This is a genomic window from Floridaenema flaviceps BLCC-F50, from assembly GCF_041929275.2.
GTDB lineage: Bacteria > Cyanobacteriota > Cyanobacteriia > Cyanobacteriales > Aerosakkonemataceae > Floridanema > Floridanema flaviceps.
Genome location: NZ_JBHFNR020000003.1, coordinates 431,088 through 453,779 on the forward strand (window position 1 = coordinate 431,088; position 22,692 = coordinate 453,779).

Annotated in this window: 23 protein-coding genes; 8 read left to right on the plus strand and 15 right to left on the minus strand. The window is 39.4% G+C overall.

Features of this window, described 5'->3' with window-relative positions:
* Positions 1-32 precede the first annotated feature (32 nt).
* The 4 genes from ACE1CI_RS31100 to ACE1CI_RS31115 form a co-directional block, all read right to left on the minus strand.
* A complete protein-coding gene (locus ACE1CI_RS31100) occupies positions 33-593 on the minus strand; it encodes a hypothetical protein (protein ID WP_413267615.1) in 561 nt (186 codons plus the stop codon).
* 87 nt (positions 594-680) lie between these two features.
* Positions 681-1,145 (minus strand): hypothetical protein, encoded by a 465-nt coding sequence (locus tag ACE1CI_RS31105; RefSeq protein ID WP_496615943.1) that lies wholly within the window; start codon positions 1,143-1,145, stop codon positions 681-683.
* A gap of 157 nt (positions 1,146-1,302) precedes the next feature.
* Positions 1,303-1,905: a 2OG-Fe(II) oxygenase gene (locus ACE1CI_RS31110; RefSeq protein ID WP_413267617.1), complete on the minus strand. Its 603-nt coding sequence runs from the start codon at positions 1,903-1,905 to the stop codon at positions 1,303-1,305.
* Positions 1,906-1,938: 33 nt separating this feature from the next.
* Entirely contained in the window at positions 1,939-3,393 is a 1,455-nt protein-coding gene (locus tag ACE1CI_RS31115) for an aromatic ring-hydroxylating dioxygenase subunit alpha (protein ID WP_413267618.1), read from the minus strand.
* 101 nt (positions 3,394-3,494) lie between these two features.
* Here ACE1CI_RS31115 and ACE1CI_RS31120 point away from each other — a divergent pair, with 101 nt between their 5' ends.
* From ACE1CI_RS31120 to ACE1CI_RS31140, 5 genes are all read left to right on the plus strand, one after another.
* On the plus strand, positions 3,495-4,472 hold the full coding sequence (locus ACE1CI_RS31120; protein ID WP_413267619.1) for an aldo/keto reductase: 978 nt from the start codon (positions 3,495-3,497) through the stop codon (positions 4,470-4,472).
* 312 nt (positions 4,473-4,784) lie between these two features.
* Positions 4,785-5,309, plus strand: coding sequence for a hypothetical protein (locus tag ACE1CI_RS31125; RefSeq protein WP_413267620.1), 525 nt, complete (start codon positions 4,785-4,787; stop codon positions 5,307-5,309).
* A gap of 69 nt (positions 5,310-5,378) precedes the next feature.
* Positions 5,379-5,735 carry a phage holin family protein gene (locus tag ACE1CI_RS31130; RefSeq protein ID WP_413267621.1) on the plus strand — a complete coding sequence of 119 codons (357 nt, stop codon included), beginning with the start codon at positions 5,379-5,381 and terminating at the stop codon, positions 5,733-5,735.
* Positions 5,736-6,018: 283 nt separating this feature from the next.
* A complete protein-coding gene (locus tag ACE1CI_RS31135) occupies positions 6,019-7,056 on the plus strand; it encodes an AI-2E family transporter (RefSeq protein ID WP_413267622.1) in 1,038 nt (345 codons plus the stop codon).
* A 165-nt stretch (positions 7,057-7,221) separates the two neighbouring features.
* Positions 7,222-7,566 (plus strand): BON domain-containing protein, encoded by a 345-nt coding sequence (locus ACE1CI_RS31140; RefSeq protein ID WP_413267623.1) that lies wholly within the window; start codon positions 7,222-7,224, stop codon positions 7,564-7,566.
* A gap of 52 nt (positions 7,567-7,618) precedes the next feature.
* Here the strand turns inward: ACE1CI_RS31140 and ACE1CI_RS31145 are convergent, their stop codons facing one another.
* From ACE1CI_RS31145 to ACE1CI_RS31170, 6 genes are all read right to left on the minus strand, one after another.
* Positions 7,619-7,858: an HNH endonuclease gene (locus tag ACE1CI_RS31145; RefSeq protein WP_413267624.1), complete on the minus strand. Its 240-nt coding sequence runs from the start codon at positions 7,856-7,858 to the stop codon at positions 7,619-7,621.
* 81 nt (positions 7,859-7,939) lie between these two features.
* Positions 7,940-8,305 carry a KGK domain-containing protein gene (locus ACE1CI_RS31150; RefSeq protein WP_413267625.1) on the minus strand — a complete coding sequence of 122 codons (366 nt, stop codon included), beginning with the start codon at positions 8,303-8,305 and terminating at the stop codon, positions 7,940-7,942.
* A 26-nt stretch (positions 8,306-8,331) separates the two neighbouring features.
* A complete protein-coding gene (locus ACE1CI_RS31155) occupies positions 8,332-8,844 on the minus strand; it encodes a KGK domain-containing protein (protein ID WP_413267626.1) in 513 nt (170 codons plus the stop codon).
* Positions 8,845-8,937: 93 nt separating this feature from the next.
* Positions 8,938-11,364, minus strand: coding sequence for a dynamin family protein (locus tag ACE1CI_RS31160; RefSeq protein ID WP_496615944.1), 2,427 nt, complete (start codon positions 11,362-11,364; stop codon positions 8,938-8,940).
* Positions 11,365-11,547: 183 nt separating this feature from the next.
* A complete protein-coding gene (locus tag ACE1CI_RS31165; protein ID WP_413267628.1) occupies positions 11,548-12,627 on the minus strand; it encodes a zinc metalloprotease in 1,080 nt (359 codons plus the stop codon).
* Positions 12,628-12,850: 223 nt separating this feature from the next.
* Entirely contained in the window at positions 12,851-13,828 is a 978-nt protein-coding gene (locus tag ACE1CI_RS31170) for an RsmB/NOP family class I SAM-dependent RNA methyltransferase (protein ID WP_413267629.1), read from the minus strand.
* A 215-nt stretch (positions 13,829-14,043) separates the two neighbouring features.
* Between ACE1CI_RS31170 and ACE1CI_RS31175 the strand changes: the two genes are divergently transcribed.
* Entirely contained in the window at positions 14,044-15,417 is a 1,374-nt protein-coding gene (locus ACE1CI_RS31175; protein ID WP_413262101.1) for a DUF2157 domain-containing protein, read from the plus strand.
* A 179-nt stretch (positions 15,418-15,596) separates the two neighbouring features.
* Positions 15,597-16,217, plus strand: coding sequence for a GDYXXLXY domain-containing protein (locus ACE1CI_RS31180; protein ID WP_413262100.1), 621 nt, complete (start codon positions 15,597-15,599; stop codon positions 16,215-16,217).
* Positions 16,218-16,219: 2 nt separating this feature from the next.
* Here ACE1CI_RS31180 and ACE1CI_RS31185 read toward each other — a convergent pair whose 3' ends face one another.
* Positions 16,220-16,483 (minus strand): hypothetical protein, encoded by a 264-nt coding sequence (locus tag ACE1CI_RS31185; protein WP_413262099.1) that lies wholly within the window; start codon positions 16,481-16,483, stop codon positions 16,220-16,222.
* A 108-nt stretch (positions 16,484-16,591) separates the two neighbouring features.
* On the opposite strand from ACE1CI_RS31185, the gene ACE1CI_RS31190 reads away from it, so the two are divergent.
* Positions 16,592-17,284 (plus strand): HTH domain-containing protein, encoded by a 693-nt coding sequence (locus ACE1CI_RS31190; protein ID WP_496615945.1) that lies wholly within the window; start codon positions 16,592-16,594, stop codon positions 17,282-17,284.
* Positions 17,285-17,334: 50 nt separating this feature from the next.
* Here the strand turns inward: ACE1CI_RS31190 and sppA are convergent, their stop codons facing one another.
* The 4 genes from sppA to dnaN all read right to left on the minus strand — a co-directional run bounded on the left by sppA (position 17,335) and on the right by dnaN (position 22,283).
* Positions 17,335-19,173: a signal peptide peptidase SppA gene (sppA, locus tag ACE1CI_RS31195; protein WP_413262097.1), complete on the minus strand. Its 1,839-nt coding sequence runs from the start codon at positions 19,171-19,173 to the stop codon at positions 17,335-17,337.
* Positions 19,174-19,259: 86 nt separating this feature from the next.
* Entirely contained in the window at positions 19,260-20,288 is a 1,029-nt protein-coding gene (fni, locus tag ACE1CI_RS31200; protein WP_496615946.1) for a type 2 isopentenyl-diphosphate Delta-isomerase, read from the minus strand.
* Positions 20,289-20,368: 80 nt separating this feature from the next.
* A complete protein-coding gene (gene pyrR / locus ACE1CI_RS31205) occupies positions 20,369-20,905 on the minus strand; it encodes a bifunctional pyr operon transcriptional regulator/uracil phosphoribosyltransferase PyrR (protein WP_413262095.1) in 537 nt (178 codons plus the stop codon).
* 211 nt (positions 20,906-21,116) lie between these two features.
* The gene (dnaN, locus tag ACE1CI_RS31210; RefSeq protein ID WP_413262094.1) at positions 21,117-22,283 is read right to left on the minus strand and encodes a DNA polymerase III subunit beta; all 1,167 of its coding nucleotides are present in this window, start codon (positions 22,281-22,283) and stop codon (positions 21,117-21,119) included.
* Between the last annotated feature and the right edge of the window lie 409 nt (positions 22,284-22,692).

The following is a 22,692-nucleotide window of genomic DNA, read 5'->3' on the forward strand; positions in this document are numbered from 1 at the left end:
AACTACATAGGTGTTATTAGGTTGGTGCATTGTCAAGATGGAACTTTTGCTGTTTCACGTACAAATTCAAGAAAATTAATTATTTCTTGAATAAACGGAGCTTTGCGTAAAATATCAATATCTTCATTAGATAATCGAGCCATAATTTCTAATGGGGATATATGATTGTTTGGTTCTGATTCAGAAAGCAATTGACCTAAAGCTTCTTTAGGTTTAAAAACTGCTAAATCAAGTAAATTTTGAGGAGGGCTGTATCCTAGTAGCCGTGAAAGAAAGATGGCATCTTGAAAAAATATAGTTTCCATTTCAGGCACCGCAAGCACTACTTTAATTGGTGTGTTGATAGCTACGCTTTCAACTATTTCCTCAATATCTTTGAGGCGTTCTTTAACTAACTCTGGTACTACTGAATCTGCATTAACTACAATGATAACTGGTACTTGCCGACGCACCACTAGAGATCGCGCAAGTGACTTAACAGCAGATAGTCCACCAGCCGAAACCACTGGTACATCATTGAGTAATTTTTCGGGCAGTACAGTTTTAAGTAATTCTGCATCGAAAGGCCCTTCACAAACAATGTAAGCAATCATGGGATATCTCTCTCTCTAACATCGTAGTCAGTTAATCCATCTTCTACACATTGACGATATTTTAGGGTTAATAATTCACAGATTATTTCATTGTCTAAAGCATATTTTATTTCTTCTCCATTCCACAGCAAAATTGGTTGAGGTAACGAAAAGTATGAAAGGTAACGTGCTGGATCGGTGGAACCCAGTTCGACTGAAAACTAATCCAACTGTACCTGCGGGACGACGTAAAAGTTGATTGCGGAGTTTAGCAATAGGATCGATATTAACTTTTGTTTCGTCTGCAAAGTCTTTGCTTTCAACTAAACAAGAAAGTCCAGAACAATGGACAACACCATCAATTTGTTCAACTTCTTCCCTAAAAAGCTTCACTCTGTAAGGCCATCTTACCGCTGCACCATCAAGTTGAAATGCTCGTATAACGAGATACTCAAACGCTTTGCCCGGTTCCCATTCTGGGGTGTTGCGATTCTCGATGTTGTCCCATAGCGTTCTTAACCCATCCCATTGCAGTGATGTAATCATACTTTCGTATTCTGCTGCTGTCGCCAATTTTAATCCTCCAACAGAACGGTTTTAAGTTATCTGTTTAGCTCTATCCGATTTAAAAACAACAGACTGAGCTTGACTAGAATTATCTAACTATTTATTTTGCCCTTTGGGTTTTGTATTATTGCGACTATGACTAAATTTTAGCGTTATTTGTTGATTACTTCTTTTTCACTTTCATTGCTCTTGATTCTACTGTAAATTCAGGAATGTCTCGCAATTCTTTTTCACTCAAACTATATTGCTCACAAACCAAACTTAAACGAGTTCCAGAGGTTTTTACCGCATTTACAGAATGGGTTAAATCTCCTTGAAAATAAACTAATGTGTTAACTTGGGGTTTAATTTGTCCGACTTGTTGTTTATGATTTCGTAGGACTAGTTCTCCTCCTTGCAAATTTTCTGGTACTTGCACGTAAAGTACGCTGACACACATTGGCGGTTCAATGGTTTTGCAGTACGATCGGAGAGAGCGATCGATATGCGGATCGACACGCGAACCTTCCTGAAGTAGCAAAGGATTCAGGTAAAAAGCATTACAAACAGGCTCTAACGCTCGGTCTAAATAAGGTTTAAAAAAGGGAAATTTTCGTTCAACTTCGGCAATTTCTGAACGATGAAACACCACTGAAAACCCTTTAGTACCAACGAAATCACGGTTGAGGTTGTTGACGGCGAAATAAGGACAAGCGAGAATTTCTCCTCGCAAGTCGTTGAGGTAATTCAGTGAGAAAGCATTGGGATGTTTTTGATAGTAGTTCACAGGTATAGGAAAAGAGTTGAAAAGTTAAACCAATTAATCATTATGAGCGTGTTCAAACTCATAAACATAAAACAGCCGACTCAATTTTTGCAGCAAGTATCCACCTATTGCTAAAACAATTCCAGTTCCCAGAGCCAACCAAAATCCTAAAGGAGGTAAGAAATTTTCCCCGGAAATTGCCAAATTTCTGGCATCAATCATTACAGCTAAAAACAATGAAATTGCTGCTAAGATATATGCCAACACTTTTAGACGATTAATATTTTTTAAAGCATCTTGACAAACTCGACAGTTTTGAGTGTGGGTTGTCCAAACATCAAATAATTTTTGTTTATCTCGTTCTGGGGGTGGGAGTTCGGCATTGCATCCTTCTGCCCAAGGAATAGCACCACCAGCCCTTTTTTCCCACCATTGACGAAAGGCAATTACCATTTTATCTTGGGGATTGGGTGTAAAAACAGCATCCAACCATCGCTCTTTTTGCTGTTTTGCTAAGATCTTTTCCTGATAATGGAGAAACACCATATCTTGATGCAAAAATAGGGAAGATAACACATGACCTAACCAATTTGGCATTGGTAAACCAAAAATTCCTAAACCTTGGCTTTTCTTTCCCGCCTGATTTTTTACTAATACCTGACAGCCGATATGACGACACCATCCGGGACGAGTTGGAGTGGCATATAACGCTAAAATTAATTGTCCACCATCAGTGTCAGTGGAAACAATTTTCATGTGAGAAGGTGGTTGAAAATCATGAATTGCTTGGGCAACATTGGGTGAAGTTGGTGTTATTTCATAAGCAAAACCTTCCTGGGTGGACATTTCCCGAACACGAATCATGTCATAATATTTAGCATCTGTGTAGCGATTTCCTACTATGCCGTGATGGGAAACAGGAACATGGGCGGGATCTGAAACATTTTCTATGAAGAAATCCCAACCGTAAGGGAGGTCACGGATATTCCAAAATAGCTGTTTTGCCCGATCGCTATTCTCTTCCAGTTCGGGAATGATTCGCGGATTTCTCTGTTGACTTTCTACTTCGGCTTGCGAACCTGATTCTGCCCATACCCATAATAAACCTTGAAGTTCTTGGGTGGGATAGGCGATCGCACAAGACCGAGGATTTGTGCAATGTTTCGCTTCAGTTTCCTTGTCTTTAGATTGAGGGATGCTGACACACTTTCCCTCTGAATCAAAACGCCAAGCGTGGTATGCACATAACAGCGTACCATCAGACTCAACGCGACCTTCAGAAAGTGGCGCGAGTCGATGGGGACAAGCATCTGCAAAGCAACGCCATTTACCTGCGCCATCTCGCCATAAAACTACATCTTTGCCCAATAATTGCATTGCATGGGGGCGAGTGGGGTCGAGAAATTCTACTACCGCTACTGGATACCACTGCTTTGTCCATTGAAAGGTTGCTTCTTCTTGCTGTTGATGTTGTTCGATCGCCTTTTGCAGATTAGCTTCAGTAACCACAGATATTACCTCTTTTTAAATTTATCAGTTTAGTTGGGCAACCTTTTCTAATATAGTAGCGATCGCAGTTAAATTTTGAATAAGTGCAATAGTGAGTCAATATGCAAAATCAAAAACTGAGTCTTCCGATTATGGGCTGTGGAACTTGGGCGTGGGGAAACCGCCTACTTTGGGGATACGATCCTAGCATGGATGCTCAATTGCAAGAAGTTTTTAACCTTTGTGTTAGTAACGGCGTGACTTTATTTGATACCGGAGATTCTTACGGAACTGGAAAATTAAATGGTCGCAGTGAGACACTTTTGGGAAAGTTTTCCCAGGAATATTCTGGCATCAATCAAGAAAGTATTTGCATTGCTACTAAGTTAGCTGCTTATCCTTGGAGATTAACTCGTCAATCAATGGTTAATGCTGGTAAAGCTTCGGCAAAACGGTTAGGAAGAAATATAGATTTAGTGCAAATGCACTGGTCTACAGCTAATTATTTTCCTTGGCAAGAATGGGCGCTTTTGGATGGTTTAGCTGACCTTTATGAACAAGGATTAGTTAAAGGAGTTGGCTTATCTAATTATGGCTCGAAACGATTAAAAAAGGTGCATCAAAATTTTGCCGATCGAGGTGTGACAATTACTAGTTTACAAGTGCAATATTCATTATTATCAACTTATCCTATTACTGAATTGGGGTTAAAAGATGTTTGTGATGAGTTGGGTATTAAATTAATTGCTTACAGCCCTTTAGCTTTGGGTTTATTGACCGGGAAATATTCCGAAAAAACGGCTTTACCTAAAGGAATTCGCAGGTTAGCTTTTAGTCAAATATTACCAGGAATTCAACCGCTTTTAAGTTGTTTAAAAGAGATGGCTGAAAACAGAAATAAAACGATGTCACAAATAGCACTTAATTGGTGTATCTGTAAAGGGACTATTCCCATTCCTGGGGCAAAATCTGTGGAACAAGCAAAGGATAATCTTGGGGCTTTGGGTTGGCAACTTGATGCTAATGAAGTTGCAGAACTTGACAAAGCTGCTGCTAGTACAGATAAAAAAATGGTACAAAACATTTTTCAAACTAAGTAAATAATCTGTTTTTTCATCTTTCTAAAAAAGCATTGGAGTGGTTTATATTAACCAATTCAAGTAATCAAAAAATATGGCAACCCAAAGTTGAGTGCTACGCTGGACAACTCAATAAGGTACAGAGTTTTTAATTGAATTTTTTAATCATCAAACTAGCATTTTGTCAAGCGATAAATTTTTTTCTATTTTATAATTAAATATTAAGATTTAAAAATTAATTCATCGCTACTTCCCTCTTATTTTTTCTTTATTTTTTTCTGCTATTTTTTGCCCATACTCAACTACTTAAATTTCAGTTTCAGGTAGTCAAAAATGACACAACAATATTTTACTGATAGTGAATGGTCAATACTGATGCAAGCACCTTGGCAAGCAATTGCGGCGTTGATTTTAGCTGATAAAACCGATCCGGTTTCTTTTCTTAAAGAACTCCGGGCGGCGTTGGAGATTATGGTTGCGGAACAGCAACGGGAAGATATTACAAATGATTTAATGAAATCATTGGTTGCTTCTTTAAATCAAGCTGACGCTAAGAGATCGGTGGAAGGTGAAGCATTAATGTTGCACAAACAGAATGAATTGCTGTCATATCTTCAAAATTTGGATAATGCTTCCCAAGGTCGTCAACAAGCTTTGACATATTTCGAGCAGGTGGCGAAAATTTTAGCAGCTAAAGTGACACCGATGCAAGCAGGAGAATTCAAAAACTGGATTTTGTCGATCGCCCGCAGAGTCGCAGAAGCAGTTCGAGAAAGAGGTTTATTCGGCGTAGGGACTAGCAATGAAGAAATGTCTATGCTGAGAAAGTTGGAAGAAACGTTGACAATTAAGGTATAGATATAAGTGTTACTAAAATTGTCGCTGTTAACATGATGGATTTTTATTACTGCTAAGAAGGAGTTTTCAATGGTTGGATTTCTGATTTCGGTCGTAGTACTTGCCGTTAGTTTATTAATCATCTCAAAGCTACCTACGGGCGTTGAGGTAGATAACCCTTGGATTGCTTTAATTGCGGGAGCAATTATTGGCGCATTCAGCGGAATCTGGGGTATATTCCCAACTTGGTTTAGAACCGCAAATGCTATTCTTAGCTTAGGGTTAATTCCTCTAATTGGCAGTATCATCGTCTTTGGTTTAGCTGCTTGGTTAGTGGAAGGATTTCGCTTACGTTGGGGAATCGGGAGTGCGATTCTTGGTGCGATCGCATTAAGTCTTGTTAACTCCTTCCTCTGGTTTATTTTGCGCTCACTTCGTATAGCATAGTTCCTGTCTAATCTGATACGGCAACATTGATAGGGAACAGGAAACAATAAAACTAAAAAATTAACTGTTCCCTCGCTCATTTTTTTACCATCACTAAATATATTCAGGAGTTAGCCAGGAATTCATATCAATTATCAAATATTTGGCAATACATCTATCTCTATGTTTCTGCATCAGCCATTAGTAAGAAAATTAAAAAGAAACGATATATCATATTTCCCCTTCCCCTCTTGCTTTCATTACCATAAAATCAAGAAGTTCAATATTTCATATAGTGTCATCTATGCCCGATCGATCCGTTAGCCGTCTACTAGTCAGTTTAGCAAGCATAGTCATAATTATTGCAGGCTTAAAAGCTACATCTGAGCTTTTAGGACCAATACTGGTATCGCTGTTTATTGTTTTGGTTTGTAATCCCTTGGTGTTATGGTTGCGGCATAAAAGGATTCCCAAATGGTTAGCCTATACGATCGTCATTTTAGGAGTTATTGCTGTTGGTTTAGTTTTCATTGCCTTTTTAGGAGTTTCGATCGCTCAACTAACAGCCGCATTACCCAAATATCGATCGCTTTTAGAAGAGCAATTTGCTACTTGGCAACGAGAAATTGCTAAATGGGGAGTTGAAGGCAAGGATATTGTTAAACTGAATTTGATTAGCCCAGGAAGGATTCTTCAGTTAATAATTAGTTTCCTAACAGGGCTTTTAGGCACGCTCACCAATGTAGGTTTAACTTTATTTATTTTTATCTATATGTTGGTAGGAGCAACCAGTTTTTCGCAAAAATTGCGCCGAGGTTTAGGAGTAGGTAATCCGATGCTCGATCGCATCCAAGTTTTCAGCAGAAGTATCAGCATTTATTTGTTAATTAAAAGTTGGTTGGGTGCAATGACAGCGATCGGGCAGACTATTTTACTATTAGTATTAGGAGTTGATTTTGCTGTTCTTTGGGGCGTTCTTTCCTTCTTATTCAACTTTATTCCTAGTATCGGTTATGTGATTGCTCTCATTCCACCAGTGGTTGTAACATTTCTGAAATTTGGCATTGTCAAAGCAGTAATTGTGTTTATCGGTTACGCTGTAATTAACAACTTTTTCGATATGGTAATCGGCCCCCGTTATTTAGGAAAAGGGCTAGATCTGTCAACATTAATAACTTTTTTATCAGTAATTCTTTGGACTTGGATCTTAGGGCCAATTGGTGCATTTCTGGCTCTACCGCTAACAGTGATGCTGAAAAAGCTGCTTTTAGAAAGTTACCCAGATACGCAAATTTTAGCCACACTGATTGGCGAAGATGAAAGTGAAGAAACAATTGGTTAACTCTTTGTAAAGATGAGTTGTTTTGTAATCAGCAATCATTTTCTACTTCTAAAGGCATAAATATTTTTATTCCAGTAGAAAGAGGTTGCGATCGCCTAAAGTTTTTAAGCTAGAAAAACCAAGAGAAAGTAACTAAAACTTTCGTGATTTACAAGGAGTTTAATTATGGGTTGGTTAAAAAGACTTTTTGGACTAGAAAAACCCCACAATCCCGAACAAGCAGTCCAAGGTAACGCAACAACAGCCACTGCTACCGAAAGCATTGCTCCTGAGCGTGTTGGCTTAAATGGAGAATACGATCAAAGCGGTTTAGCCAAGCGAGTAGCTTTAGCCTTTGACCAAGACCCACAATTAGATGATATCGATACTCTTTACGTGGCGCAAACTGGAGGTACTGTGGTTCTGAAAGGGAAAGTTCCTAATCAGCAAATTCTCAACAAAATGATTAGCGTAGCTCGTCAAGTCAATGGAGCAACTGCTGTAGAAACTAATCAAGTGACAATTGGATAATTATCACGCTAAAGATCCCCGACTTCTTCAAGAAGTCGGGGATCTTTTCCGATTAGAAATGACGGCGAAAGCGAGGATCGAAATGATGTTTTTTTCGCTGGTTGCAAGTACAACACAAAGTTTGTAAATTACTAATATCGTTAGATCCACCAGTAGCAAGGGGAATAATGTGATCGATGTTTAATTCAGTCTCAGCATTAGTTTTGCCACAACTTTGACATTGATATTTATCCCGTTGAAAAACATATTTCCTAACTTCTGGAGGAATCGAAATTCTAGGAGTTTTACTCATCTTACCAACCATCACAATAAACGTTCGTTGTAAGCACTTCAGTGCTTAAGTGCTAAAGCACTTACAACAGATTAACTGTTACTAACTATTCTCATTCATCATCCGTCGTAAATCATCCAAGGGTGATTCTGGTTCGTTACTTTCTGGTTCTTCCGGTTCAAATTCTAAAGTAACTCTTACTCGAATTTTTCCTTTTTGCCAACCTTTAGCACCAATTTTTAAAGTTTCAGCATCTAACCCATCAGCGAATAATTTTTGTGTTGCAACTAAGCTTTCTAGTGTTACGCCTTGTTCCTTTAAAGCGCAAAATAGTGTATAAGGTAGCTTGTTTTCGTTATTGGCTGCAAGCTCCATAGCCGTTTTTAATTGACCAATTTTGTGTATAGCATTTGAAAATTGTATAACATCATCATTGCTACAATTTTGCAAATAGTAATTGTATTCCATGTTAATCTCCTGAAGTTGTAAGTGTACTATTTACTATTTTCATTCATCATCCGTCTTAAATCGTCAAGTGGCGATTCTGGTTCGATTATTTCTGGAGTATCTGGACAAAATTCTAAGATAACTTTTATGTCCATAATCTCAGAAATTGTGAGGTTTTTTTCCCTCAATTTGTCATCCATTTTTTTAGCCTCTACGTATTGCAATGGCTGCTGTTCTAGTGGAGATAAAAATTTTAAAACAACCTGTATTTTAAGTTTACCCTTTTGCCAATTTTGAGCACCAAGCCTTAAAACTTCACAATCTATTCCCTCACTAGGCGAACATTGCCAGTTAATTTCATTGAACAAACCATAAATTAACTTTAATTTTGAATAATTCTCCAAACGTAAGTGGTTTCGACCGTAACTGAAAGAATCTCTAGCAAATTGAGAAAAATTTTGCCGAATTTCCTCTTTAAGTTGACCAACTTTCAACATTTTGTCTTGCTCAAAGGACAATACATCATCATCTCTGTCTAGTAGCTGAAATCTATTACTCATAATCACCGTTACATTGTCTTAGTAAAAAGGTCATCATTTTAGGGGTTTGGTGCGTTACACTGCGTTAACGCACCCTACATACTACTTTGCTATTTACTCTGAAGTGTCTGCAACCTCCTCTTTAACAACAACGGGAATGAAATCAGTTTCTCGGATTTCTGGGAGAACTTTTTCATAGAGTTGCATGGTTTGTAAACAAGCGTTGATTCCCGAAATTGCTTGATTGTATTCCTCCATTTTTTGTTTAACTTCTTGCAAAAATCGATCGTTTCGGGCAATTTTTTCTTCAGCTTCTTTCGCCAAAGCTTTCTCTAGATAAGCACGCGCTTGATTGTATTGTTGCAGGATTTCATCTGCTTGATGAGTCGCCATTGGTAACAATTGGGTGTTAATTGTTTGGTTGATGGTTTGGCGGAAGTTACGTTTAATTGTGGTGGAAACTTTGGGCTCAAAGTCTAACTTTAAAAGTTGGCGAATTGCTGGTTCTGCTTCTACCATGCTTTCGCAGTCGTAACCTTGAGAAGTTTGTAGTAAAGTTTGGCGGAATTGATAAATTGAAAAAGTTCCTTCATCGTAAAAACGAGGACTTTCTCGCACGTAGCGATCGCACTCCACCTTAGCCTCACTGATCAAAGCTTGAGTTACCTGTTTTTCCAACACTTTTAACTGTTGCTCAATACCACCATCATTCCCTAAAAGTCGGTACAAATTGCGATAATAATCAGACTTCCGAATTCGCTCAACTAAACGTTGGAAAAAACTAGCAATTACTTCCTGGGAAGACTCAACTAAAATATCTTCCAATTGATTAGATAAAGAGTAAAGTGCTTCCACCAAAACCGCTAACAAAGGTGCAGTAGCATTGCGCGGATGACTCAAAGTTGCACGTTGATAAGCCGATCTCACAGAAAAATTATCTAACAACTCATCTAAACGGCGAATCATCCGCGATTGCAACTTATTAAAATCATCTTCAAAATATTGGCAAGTATTTGTAACCACTTGGTTAATTTCATCCGCTATATGTTGGCGAAATTCCTGCCCAATTTGTTGCAATTGCTGATTTAATCTGCTTAATTCCTGCGCTTTCATCGCTTCAATTTCGCGAGGCTGACTATCCAATTCTCGGTATAGCGATAAATAGTGTTTCCGCAGACTAATACATACAGGTTGCAAGTCATCAGCCAAACTTGCAAAGAGTTGGGGACGTTTTTCTAAAGTCAAGTAACGAGTTATTGCATCTCGAAATTCATCAATTCCGCTATCTTGAATTAGTTGATTAATTAATGGTGTTCCCCATTCGGAAAGGATACGCACATAATTTTCATTCGGTGACTCATAGCCATTAATAGAGATGCGAAAATGGCTGGGTAATTTGCGGGAAGTGCCACAATAGTTGTTAAAAGCATAGACAAATTGTGGCGTTTCTTCTTGTCCATTTAAACCTTTGACGCTTTCGACAAAAACGGTATCTAAACCATAGCGATCGCGTCCACTAGACCCCTTAATTTGACTGCTATAAAATCCCAGCAAACCGCTAGTTTTATAAACCTTTGGTGTCTCCCGGAATTGCGAATGAATTAAATCTTCTAAGCGTTGTCTTAATTGGCTATTGTACCAAGTTTCATCGATGCGATTGAAAATGTAGAAAACGCGATCGCGAATCCCTGGATTTGCCCGCATTTTTTCCAACAATTCCGTTTCTTCTGTCGTCATATCACCCGCCGATGCAGGTTTCAAAACACAAACAACCGCCGAAGTTTCTGGATCTTCAATCTTGCGATAAGTTAATTCTGCATCTCTCTTGACTGGCGCATCAATTCCCGGCATATCAATTAACACATTACCATCTTGCAATAAGGGATGATAACAGTGATATTCAATGCGTTTTAAAACTGCGCTATTACTTCCACGTCGCGCATAACTCGCCGCTTCTTTTAAGTTAGAAAAATTAAACTGTTCCATTGAATAAGTAGCGTTATTCAAAGTATGAATATGTTCCCGATTTGCTACATATCCTTCTAATAACAATAACAACGCCTTCGCCTGTTTCGCCCGTTCCGATTTACTTTCGCCACCTTCTTGCTGAACAATTGCTTGGCATCCTTGACAAAGCAAATCAATTACTTCTGGTTGGTTGATGTTTTGCGGTGCTGATAAATTTAATTTTTTACATAAAGTTAACGCCTGTTCGCGAATTTCCGCCTCACTCAAAAACGTTAAAACAACTCTTTCTCGATCCTCAGTTTCCGCATATTCGATACAACATTCGGTTCCCGTTGCGTGCCCTTCCGCACTGTAAAGCAACTCCCTTTCCAGCAAAGCGTTGATTAGCATGGATTTCCCCGCACTAAACGCACCCGCAAAGACAATTTCAAACTTGGGAGAAATCGCCTTTCGCAGGGAAGCTTGTACAGCGGTGGTATCCTGCGATCGCAAAGATGCTTCCTGATGCAACAGTTGTAATATTTGTTCAACTTGTTCTTGGAGGTTTTGACAAGCTGGCAGTACTTGAATCATGGTAGTGATTTGAGAAATTTTATACTTCTCCTCTGAGTATTCCCAGACAGCTACCCGAAACTCACGTCTTTACTAATTTTTTTTACTTTAATTTTAGCGATCGCTATCAGCCTGAGTCTTTTCAAGACAAAAAGCGATCGCTTACTATGAGAAACTCTAGCATATTAGCTAGGTAATTAAATGTTAGGAAAAGTTTTCAAGGTTCTTTACAAATTTTGCCTTTCTTTTTTTGCTTCTCATTATTGTTCCTGCACCCAACACCCCAAAAACTAATAAACCAAAAACATCAGAAGGTTCAGGAACTGAAGTAACTCTTACAAATGGATACAAGAACTGACGACCACCAAAATCATCATTTTTCAATGGAATTGGATCGCCAAGTAAGGAACTGGGAAGAGCACTTTCCATGAGAATATTAACACCAAAAGTATCAACACCAGGATTAGCATTAGGAACGTTGAACAAAGACAAAGGTGATGCTGCTGGATTGAAAGGATTTACTAAATCCGCCCATGAATTAGTCAATGTAGCTAAAGCTGTAGCGCTGTTGCTACCGTCATAGTTATCATCAATGAAACGACCTGGGTTGAAATCAACATCTCCCAGACCTAAAGCGTGACCAATTTCATGAGTTAATATTAATTGAAACCAATCCAAACTATATAATGCTTGGCTGTTATTGTTAAAAGTAATGTCTGCCCCTGAAATCGCACCTCCTCCGCTATAACCAGTAGTTCCAGAAGTCAGAGTGACATCACCTAATTGAGCCTGAAAGTAAGCTTCAGCCCGCAATCCCGGATCTCCCACATTCCAGGAACTTGCGTCAGTAGATACTAAAAGATCAATTTCAGCACCATTAGTGTTAACGCCACCAAAACCTGTACCTACTACACTTGTCCCTAGATCGGGTACAAACGACAAATCAGTACCTAATCCGGTAACTGGATCGACTAAAGTCCAAGCATGAAACGCAGTTTCTACTGCTGCTTGAAAATCAGAAACACTAGGGATAATTACCCAATTAAATAAGTCTCGAAAGGCTTCGTATGAACCACCTTGTAATGAATACCGTAGTCCACCATTTAGCGATCGCTCATTTCCATTGATAATCCTTGGGGTAGTATCCCATCGATATCCACCAGAAAGCCCGGAGTTACCAAAGATTACAGCCGCATTCGATCGCCCAGGATTAGCTTCGATTACCGTCAGGCTCAAGCCTAAACCTAGAATTGCTAATGCTAGTTTTCGCAAAGCTTTCGTCATCTTAACCTCCTTGGTTAACCAAACTTACAGTCCGTAAGCTGGTTTATAACTACTCAGCTATTGCGGAAAATTCCGGGAAATTACGGTTTTCTAAATTAACTAATTTTAATTTAATTGTCATTAACTAGGCAATTTCACTTACTCTTTAGGACTTACGGAGAAACCTGGTTTTTTAACGTAATTGCGTTGTTTCAGCATCAGGGTAAGAATCATTTCCGTATATTTATTTAAATAAGTGATTTTTTAGTTTCAAAAACTGAATATCGCTCGAACTTTCTACAATCTCTGAATCAAGCTGATTTATTGTTCCCTGTTCTGTGTTTTTAAACAACGCAGTAAACGCACCAGCACCTAATCCATCTTGGGGGAAAATTCGGTAACAGGGGATGGTGGTTAAGTGCGATCGATAATCCCGTAAATGCTCAATCTCCACCGCCTCAAATTGCGGAAACTTCTTAATTAACCATTCGCAAACTTCCTCATTTTCTTCTGGTGAATATGTACAAGTCATATAAGCTAAATACCCCTGCGGTGCTACAATCTTCGCGGAATTAGCAATAATTCTCTTTTGGCGATTAGCACATTGATTAATATTAGCTGGGTGAAAACATCCCACCGCTTTTTCACCCTTCGCTAATAAAGATTGTCCCGTACAAGGCGCATCAACAATCACTAGATCGCTAGTTTGAGCAAAGCTTTCTGCTAAAACGCTAGAATCTCTATTTATCACAACAGATGGTTGAATTTGACATCTTTTTAAATTAGAAATCAGCATTCCCAACCTTTTACCAATCACCTCATTACTAATTAATAATTCTGGTTGGAAAAGTCGCCAAGCAAAAATTCCCTTTCCTCCCGGCGCAGCACACATATCAAAAACTACCTTGATTGGAGAAGGAATTGTTAACAGAATAGAAGCAGCAAAAACTGAAGAAAAATCTAAACAATAGTAATAACCTTCATTGTGTAAAGAATGTTGCCCCGGTTTGCTATCTAAAGCTAATCTATCAATAAATTGGGGTTGCCAATCGGTTGGAGTTTCGACCAAAAAAGGTAATTCATCCGGCTTTTCTCGACACCAAAGAATACAGGGAAGGAAAGGCTGAGGTTGAGTTAATGCTGTAATAAATTTCTCTTGGGAATTGAGATCTGTAAATAAACGCCGACTAAGTTTAATTAATAAGTTAGAAGCTTTTTCCATATAGGGACGGTTAGAGAAACTGTCATATTTAAATTGAAGAAACAGATTAGCTGGCTAAACTAAATCTATCCTATTATATTCTAAAGTTGGATGTAGCTATAATGCTCCTCTTTACTCAAAAAAATTTTAAGTACGTTGTTGCGCTTCAGCGCTAAGAAGAGCGCTGAAGCGCAACAACGTACCTATTAAGTACTGTAGTTATTTAGGACGGTTTCATGGTATCAGATAAGTTTCGTCACCAGTTACGTCAAGAAGCTCAAAAATGGCAAGCTGAAGGTTTAATTGAGGAATCACAATATGAATTATTATCCCAACGCTATCAATTTAATGCGCTGGATACTTCAGCACGTAATCGTTTTATTGTAATTATCATTGGGTTAGGATGTCTACTTTTAGGGTTGGCTGTTATTACTTTTGTAGCAGCAAATTGGCAATATTTGTCAAGAGAATTGCGGGTTTTATTATTGCTGAGTGTTTTTGTTGGGGTGAATACTGCTGGGTTCTATTTATGGCAATATCCTACTGAGCAATGGCAAAATCGTTTGGGTCGGGGATTACTATTATTAGGAGCGCTAATATTAGGTGCAAATATGGCACTTATGGCGCAAATGTTTCACCAAAGTGGTTCTCCTGCTGGATTATACATCGTTTGGGGAATTGGTGTGTTGGCAATGGCTTATAGTTTGCGTTTAACTTTGTTGGGAATTCTCTCAACTTTGTTGATCGGAATTGGCTATTGGTGGGGATTTTTTGAATTTTCGGAAATAGATGATTTTTCTTGGTTAAAGTTAGTTTTACAAAATATGCCACTGTTAGCAAGTTTCATGTTTATTCCGTTAGCGTATTGGTGTCGATCGCGTTGGTTATTCGGTATAGGCGCGATCGCAATCATCTCTTCCCTAGAAGTAACTTTAACCCAAATCGAGCTTCCTGGCAGATTTTTACAATCATTAATTAGTACCGTTGCCTTTGTAATACCTCCTGCATTATTATGGGGATATGATGATAAATTTTGGCAGTTTAGATTAACAGATACCTCGCAAACAAAGCCCTTTCAGGTAATAGCCAGAAATTTAGCTTTAGTATTTTTGGCAGTATTATATTATCTGTTTTCTTTCCGGTTTGTTTGGAATTCTGCACAGCCAAATCCATCGACAAATTTTAATTCAACCGATATTTTATTAATCATAAATGTAGCAGTTCTTGGTTTACTGACAATTTGGGAATGGCTAAATTTAGCACAACGGATAGAGCGAACTAGTGCAGTTGTTGGTGGTGCGATCGCAATTACTGCCATCATCCTTTTATTTCATATTAATATCGCTCCTATTCCCATATTTGCCATCTTTATTTTCAACGCTGTTTTATTTCTTCTCGCCGCAGGTTTAATTCGGGAAGCATTGGCAACCGGAGAAAGACGCGGATTTTGGGGTGGCATAATATTGCTAACTCTACAAATTGCTAGCAGAATGTTTGAATATGACACCGATTTGTTATTTAAAGCCTTTGTTTTATTCCTTTGCGGAGTCGGAATTATCGCCGCTGGGCTCTGGTTTGAACGCTATCTTAGAACTTTTAATCCTGAATAATAAACTTAGGACTTACGCACTGAGATCCCCCAACCCTCTTACCAAGAGGGCTAGAGAAAATTCCCCCCTTGGTAAGGGGGGTTAGGGGGGATCGAAGTTTCAGGCAGAGAGTAAGTAATTCCTATAAACTTAGGATTTTTTAACCACAGATGTCCACAGATGAACACAGATGAACACAGATGAATACTAATAATTCGGAAACTTCCCCTACTGTCCGTTCTTGGAGATTTTGGCTTCCTTTAGCTTTTCAAACGGCTTTAATTGTCGCTATTCCTGCTCAAGCTATTTTTGTTTATTTAACAGGAAAAACAGCGATTTTGCAAACCGTGCCAGTCGATCCTTATGATTTATTAAGAGGTTATTCCCAAACACTTGATTATAATATTTCTCGGAAAGGAACTTTAGAAAAACTACCTGGTTGGAACGAGTTAGAAAAGCAAAAAAGAAGCTCCTTAAATTTGTATGTGATTCTGGAAGCACCCGCTCAACAAGCAAGTTCCGGTCGTCCTCAACCTTGGAAACCTGTCGCAGTTAGTGCTTCTGGTCCCGTAAATCTACCAAAAAATCGAGTCGCCCTCAAAGGTCGGTTACGTTACGATACCATTACTTATGGGCTGGAAACTTATTATTTTCCAGAAGACCAGCGAGAACAATTCAACAAAGATATTAGTCAGGCACAAACGGGAGTTGCGCGATCGCAAGGAAAACCTTTACCCTTCGTTGTAGAAGTGAAAGTAGATGCTCAAGGTAATTCAGTCCCCGTTAGTTTATGGGTGCGCGATCGCAACTACCGTTTCTAAGGCTATTCCTCACGATTCATTTGCCAAGTCGCCCCAAGTCCCGCGCATATTCCCGCGATTAACCCAGTACTCATTCCTTGGACGGTTGACATCAGGGGAGTTTGAGTTATGCACTGTTTGCTGGGAGAATCAGCTAGCCAACAGCGATTGCTTTCCGCCCAGCTTGCAGTTCCCCCCAGTACCACACCAACAGTACTACAAGCCAAAATATATAAGAAGAAGCGATTAACTTTTTTAATTTGGGGGCTTTGCTTTTTTCTATCCATAGAAAGATGTAATTTTGAAAACTACTTGTCTAATCCGGCTTAATATATTCTGCCCTTAAAAGCGATAAATGTTATCGTTCTTTTATTAGGAAATCTAAAGTTACCACCGTGAAAACCCGTTTTAATATAAGCAAATCTGATAAATCCCCGGTTGAGAATGTGGAGGAACGACAAAAATCCAAAGATCAAATCCTTTACTTCTTAAAAATGCAGGGGGCGCAAACTGCCACCACCATTGCCAAACAGCTGGGAGTATCGCCAATGGTTGTCCGGCAACATTTACAAGTGCTACGTGCCGAAAAGTTAGTGACATATTACGAAGAACGTCGCCCTCAAGGTCGTCCGGTTAAGCTTTGGCATTTGACAGAACATTCTACCAGCCAGTTCCCCGATAGTCACGCTGATTTAATGGTCGATTTATTGCGAGGAGTCGAAACAGTTTTTGGCACTTCTGGATTAGAAAAACTTTTGGCAGAACGCGCAGGGCGGCAAATTCAAGCTTATTCTGCCAGAAGTGCTGAGATTGCTAATGGTAAAGATTGGGCCCAAAAGGTAAAAGCGATCGCCCATTTGCGCGATCGAGAAGGCTACATGACGGAAGTAATTCCTCAACCCGATGATGCTTTATTGTTAGTAGAAAATCATTGTCCCGTGCGATCGGCAGCTAGTAGTTGTCAATTATTATGCCGTTCCGAATTAGAAGTTTTTCGCACTTTATTAGGCGAAACAGTGTCTATTCAAAGAGTAGAACATATTTTGCAGGGCGATCGACGTTGTGCTTATTTAATCAAAAAAGTATAAAAACTAGATCCCCGACTTCTTCAAGAAGTCGGGGATCTGGGAAGCATTAACTAATCAATCCGCATATTATAAGGCAATCGAGCATAAACATTAAGCGGGTCATTGAGGTTAGCTAAAACCTGTAATTCCCCCTTTAATTGTTGATAAGTTTGGGCAAATGGGCCAAACTTCATCGCTGTATTTACAGGCTGTTCTTCACTAGAAATACTTGGGGCATAACTAAACAGATTTTTCAAAATTCGTTCTTCTAAAGAACCACTTCTACTAAATTGTTTTAGCTCCCAATCATCACCTAATTTAGCTTCTTTAGCAGCATATTTAACTGCCTCATTGATGCCGCCAAGTTCATCAACCAACCCAATTTGTTTTGCTGCTAAACCTGACCAAACTCTGCCTTGAGCGATTTCTTGTACTTTAGTAGCTGGCAGCTTACGAGAATCAGCAACTTTACCAACAAACTGATAGTAAACTTGATTAACTGAGTTTTGATAAATCGCCAATTCTTCTGGGCTTTTCGGACGAGAAACAGTTTGGGAGTCAGCAAAACGACCAGTCTTTACCACATCCCAAGTTACACCATTATTATTAGCTAATTTTTGTAGGTTTGGGATTAATCCAAACACACCAATAGAACCAGTAATTGTATTTGGTTCTGCAAAAATTCGGTTGGCATAAGTAGAGATCCAATAACCACCAGAAGCAGCATAATTTCCCATTGAAACTACAACTGGTTTAACCTGACGAGTCAGTTTTACTTCTCTTTGAATCACCTCAGAAGCGCTAGCACTACCACCGGGACTATTCACCCGTAGAATTACTGCTTTGACATCTTTATTTTGCCGCAGTTGGCGTAGTTGTCTGGCAAGGCGATCGCCTCCTACCTGCCTTAAACTGCCTTCTCCACTGACAATTTCTCCTTCCGCATAAACAATAGCAATTTTATTTTTTGATGAGCGTTCTTTACTGACTTCGGAATCAGGAACTCTGGCATAAGTAGTCAGGTTAATTTGGCGGAAAGTTTTTTCATCTTCCTCGTCATCACTACCAGTCAGTTTTTTTAAGTCAGCTACTACCTGATCGAAATAAGCTACTTTATCTACTAGGCGACTTTTTTGGGATTCATTTGCCATTAGCAAACCTCTACTGTCTACGATCGCCTGAATTTGTTGCGGAGTTAATTGGCGACTCTTGCCAACAGTAGCGCGGAAATCACCCCAAACATCATTCAATAATCTTTGGGTTTGTTGGCGGTTCTCTGAACTAAATTCTTTGAGAAGAAATGGTTCTACAGCTGACTTATATTTACCAACTCGAAGTACTTGTACTCCTACACCATATTTCTCTAAAGCACCACTGAGAAACATAGTTTCTGAACGCAAACCATTGACTTCTACACTACCGATCGGATTAACTATGATGGTGTTTGCTACAGAACCTAAATAATACTTAGGTTCATCCCAATCTACATCATAAGCAATAATCTTTTTCCCAGTAGCTTTGAAGTTTTCTAGTGCTCTTCTCACTTCTTTGAGAGTAGCAAAGCCAGAGATTCCCCCTTCTGATTCTCCACTACCATCTAAATAAATAGCCACAATTCGCCGATCGGCTGCTGCTCTATTAATTGTTTCTAAAACTGTGCGGAGAGTCAGTGCATTGTCTCTTTCTCCTGAGACAGCTTTTTGTAACAATTCACCTGTACCTGAACCTGGGTTAGTATCAGTAATTTTGGTAGATAAGTCAAAAACTAAAACTGATTTATCTTTAACTTGTGGCCCAGTATCTTTCATTGCTGCCGAAATCAGCAAGAAAATTAATCCTCCAGTACCCAGACCAAAGAAAATCAGAATACCGAGGAAACTGGCAAAGGTGTATTTGAAGAAATCACGCATTTTAGTTGTCAATTGTTAGTGACTAGTGGTTAGTTGTTAGTTGTTAGTTGTTTTGCTACCAACCACTAACTACTAACTACTAACTACTATCCTAATCTTTTTAGGGATTTTGAGTGTTTCAAATCTTTGAGAGTGGCATTACCTGTGCAAAACAATACAGTGGTAATTTCTGCTATTAACATCTGCACTAGTTCGTGTAACGCTGCTTCCGAGACAGCCGCAGCTTGTAAAAACGGCATTGCTAGACCTGCGAGATCTGCGCCTAGTGCGATCGCTTTCGCCACCTCCAAGCCATCGCGCAAGCCTCCAGAAGCGATTAACGGCACGTCAGGCGCAACTTCACGAACGTTAACAATACATTCTGCCGTAGGAATGCCCCAATCGGTGAAAGTTTGCCCCAAACGTCGCTGCATGGGGTCTTGTGCCTTTTCGCTTTCCACTTTCGCCCAAGAAGTACCACCTGCGCCAGCCACATCGATCGCAGCTACACCTGCATCAATTAACTTTTGTGCCATTTCCCCAGAAATCCCATTACCCACTTCTTTAGCGATCACAGGTACGGGCAATTTTTTACACAACTTAGCAATTTTGGCTAACAATCCCCGAAAGTTAGTATCGCCTTTCGTTTGGACGCATTCTTGCAAGGGATTCAAATGTAAAATTAGCGCATCTGCTGCTAATAAATCAATGACTTTTTCACATTGATCGATGCCATATTCATAGTTTAATTGTACCGCCCCCAAATTAGCGAATAAGAGAGCGTCTGGGGCGTGCGATCGCACCGCAAAAGTTTTCCCCACCTGCGGATCTTCTACCGCTACCCTTTGGGAACCAACCCCCATTGCAATATTATAATGTTGGGCTATCTTCGCCAACCTCTGATTAATTTCCCCGGCAAATTCTGTCCCTCCAGTCATCGAAGAAATTAGCAAAGGTGCAGCCAACTTTTTCCCCAAAAAACTAGTTGTTAAATCTATTTCATCCCGATTAATTTCTGGTAAACAACAGTGAGTAAACTTATACTTTTCCAGACCATTAGTAGTTTGCTGAAATTGTACAGATTCTTCCAGACAGATGCGTAAATGGTCTGCTTTCCGTACCTGAGTTTCTGCCATAGATTTGTTTAATCTAATTGATATAGGACAGCATTCCTATTAATTATAATTCTTATTGATGTTAAAAATTTTACCCTACTTTAAGGTTTAATTAACTCTACACCATCCTTGCCATCCAAATCTTGTAAATAAACTTTTACCTGTTCATCTTTAGCAGTTGGTAATTGTCTCCCCGTAAAATCAGGTTGAATAGGTAACTCCCGATGTCCCCGATCGACCAACACAGCCAATAAAATTGATTCTGGTCTACCATATTCAATCACAGCATTTAGTGCAGCACGAACAGTTCGCCCCTTATAAATTACATCATCTACGAGGACGATCGTCTTTCCCGAAACATCAAAAGGAATATCAGATTTTAAAGGAGCTCGCATACCAATTCGATCTAAATCATCCCGATAAAAAGTAATATCCAAAGCACCTACAGGCACTTCAATTTGTTCCAATAAATGAATTTGCCTTGCCATCAAATGCGCCAAAGGCACACCCCTACTGTGAATACCCAACAAAGCCAACTTAGACAAATCAAGACACCTTTCCACCACCTGAGAAGTCATGCGGTTAACAGTGCGTCTTACCTCTTCCGCCGAAAGAATTTCAATCACCTTACCACTCATCTAGCACTCCTATTAGAGTTGTAAACCTCTCCTTCTCTTCCCTCTGCGTCCTCTGCGTCTGTAGCGGTTTCAAAAATTTATAAAACTCTTCTCTCCTCTTTCTTCGTGTCCTTCGCGTCTTCGTGGTTCAAAAAACAATCTTTGCCCCCAATCAAATAAGACTGCTATACATTTAGAGATTTTAGACCTTGCTAAAACCTCTAAACTTTCACTAATTCCGCAATTGCACAGGCATAATCAAATGAGTAGCCTTCGCACCACCCAACGGCTGTAAAACCACCGGACTAGTAGCAGTATTCAACTGCATTTGCACCTCCTGAGTACTAATATTCCGCAAACTTTCCATCAAATATTTCACATTAAAAGCAATCTCCATACTGTCACCAGAAAACTGGATCGGAATAGTTTCTCTACCACTTCCCACATCCTTAGCTTCAATAGATAAAGTCATCTTTTGATTATCCCCATCCAAAGTAGCTTTCACGATTTGATTCTTCGGATCTGTTAAAACCGAAATCCGTTCCAAAACACTTAAAAACAGCTTTCTTTCTACAGTTAAAGACTTACTAAAACCTGGCGGTAATAACTGACGATAAGCGGGATATTGTCCCTCAAGTAAACGAGAAGTAATGCGTTGTTCTGACCATTCAAAAACTACTTGACCTTGACCAAAATGGAGAGAAACAACTTGTTCGGGAGATTCAGAATTTCCTGATTGTCGCGATCGCAAAATTCTTTCTAACTCTCCCAAAGCTCTAGCGGGGACAGTAGCATTTAAATCTAAACCTTCATCATCTATATCTGCTGCTTCTTCTGATTGATTAAAAGTCTCAACCATTGCTAATCTATGACCATCAGTAGCCGCAAATTCTAAACCTTCATTGTCAAATTTCAGATGAACGCCAGTTAATACTTGTTTAGTTTCATCAGCACTAGTAGCAAAGAGAGTACCATGTAAACCTTCGATTAAAGTTTCCCCGGATAAACTAACAGTTTGACCATCTTCAATAGAGGGTAATTCAGGAAATTCTTCTGCGCCCATCCCCCGGACTTGGTAACTTCCAGAAGCACAGGTTAAAGTTGCGATCGCAAGTGTCTCATCATCACTTACAGTAATCTCACCATCCGGTAAACGGGAAACAATATCGTTAAGCAACTTAGCTGGTAGCGTAATAATTCCATCTTCCGCCACTTGTGCCGCAAAGCTAGTTTTAATCCCCAAAGTCAAATCAAATCCAGTCAAGCTAACTCGCTGCGTTTCGCTGTCTGCTGTCAACAAAACATTTGCCAGCACTGGATGTGTCGGGCGCGAGGGAACTGCACGACTGACTAAGGAAAGGTGGGTGTTAAGGTCATTTTGAGAACAAATGAATTTCATTGCCGTTCAAATCTTCAAGTGCAGTGACTCTGGCAAACTTTGCTCAGAACGCGATCGTATCACTTTTAGCCGATCGTTGCCGTTAGATCTTGCACCAGTCCCAACATCCGCCCGGAAATCAATTTCCGGGCTAATAGCTCAAGTCCTCTGAAGAGGACTAAATACTTAGACTATTTGTAGGGTGCGTTAACGCCAGTGTAACGCACCATCCTATTTGTAGGGTGCGTTAACGCCAGTGTAACGCACCATCCCAGCATATTTAGAGTCACTGCGTAAGTCCTAATGCTTTCAATTAAACTTTCAGTCCATTTTAATGGACTTGAGCTATTAGCCCGGAAATTGATTTCCGGGCGGGCTCGCAACAACGTACTCATAAAGATTTTTGTATCTTTATATACTTTATTAACAA

What these genes read in the sequence shown, in the direction of transcription:
- ACE1CI_RS31100 (WP_413267615.1), bottom strand. Translation starts at nt 593, where the DNA reads ATGATTGCTTACATTGTTTGTGAAGGGCCTTTCGATGCAGAATTACTT.
- ACE1CI_RS31120 (WP_413267619.1), top strand. Translation starts at nt 3,495, where the DNA reads ATGCAAAATCAAAAACTGAGTCTTCCGATTATGGGCTGTGGAACTTGG.
- ACE1CI_RS31125 (WP_413267620.1), top strand. Translation starts at nt 4,785, where the DNA reads ATGACACAACAATATTTTACTGATAGTGAATGGTCAATACTGATGCAA.
- ACE1CI_RS31130 (WP_413267621.1), top strand. Translation starts at nt 5,379, where the DNA reads ATGGTTGGATTTCTGATTTCGGTCGTAGTACTTGCCGTTAGTTTATTA.
- ACE1CI_RS31135 (WP_413267622.1), top strand. Translation starts at nt 6,019, where the DNA reads ATGCCCGATCGATCCGTTAGCCGTCTACTAGTCAGTTTAGCAAGCATA.
- ACE1CI_RS31140 (WP_413267623.1), top strand. Translation starts at nt 7,222, where the DNA reads ATGGGTTGGTTAAAAAGACTTTTTGGACTAGAAAAACCCCACAATCCC.
- ACE1CI_RS31145 (WP_413267624.1), bottom strand. Translation starts at nt 7,858, where the DNA reads ATGAGTAAAACTCCTAGAATTTCGATTCCTCCAGAAGTTAGGAAATAT.
- ACE1CI_RS31150 (WP_413267625.1), bottom strand. Translation starts at nt 8,305, where the DNA reads ATGGAATACAATTACTATTTGCAAAATTGTAGCAATGATGATGTTATA.
- ACE1CI_RS31155 (WP_413267626.1), bottom strand. Translation starts at nt 8,844, where the DNA reads ATGAGTAATAGATTTCAGCTACTAGACAGAGATGATGATGTATTGTCC.
- ACE1CI_RS31160 (WP_496615944.1), bottom strand. Translation starts at nt 11,364, where the DNA reads ATGATTCAAGTACTGCCAGCTTGTCAAAACCTCCAAGAACAAGTTGAA.
- ACE1CI_RS31165 (WP_413267628.1), bottom strand. Translation starts at nt 12,627, where the DNA reads ATGACGAAAGCTTTGCGAAAACTAGCATTAGCAATTCTAGGTTTAGGC.
- ACE1CI_RS31170 (WP_413267629.1), bottom strand. Translation starts at nt 13,828, where the DNA reads ATGGAAAAAGCTTCTAACTTATTAATTAAACTTAGTCGGCGTTTATTT.
- ACE1CI_RS31175 (WP_413262101.1), top strand. Translation starts at nt 14,044, where the DNA reads ATGGTATCAGATAAGTTTCGTCACCAGTTACGTCAAGAAGCTCAAAAA.
- ACE1CI_RS31180 (WP_413262100.1), top strand. Translation starts at nt 15,597, where the DNA reads ATGAATACTAATAATTCGGAAACTTCCCCTACTGTCCGTTCTTGGAGA.
- ACE1CI_RS31185 (WP_413262099.1), bottom strand. Translation starts at nt 16,483, where the DNA reads ATGGATAGAAAAAAGCAAAGCCCCCAAATTAAAAAAGTTAATCGCTTC.
- sppA (WP_413262097.1), bottom strand. Translation starts at nt 19,173, where the DNA reads ATGCGTGATTTCTTCAAATACACCTTTGCCAGTTTCCTCGGTATTCTG.
- fni (WP_496615946.1), bottom strand. Translation starts at nt 20,288, where the DNA reads ATGGCAGAAACTCAGGTACGGAAAGCAGACCATTTACGCATCTGTCTG.
- pyrR (WP_413262095.1), bottom strand. Translation starts at nt 20,905, where the DNA reads ATGAGTGGTAAGGTGATTGAAATTCTTTCGGCGGAAGAGGTAAGACGC.
- dnaN (WP_413262094.1), bottom strand. Translation starts at nt 22,283, where the DNA reads ATGAAATTCATTTGTTCTCAAAATGACCTTAACACCCACCTTTCCTTA.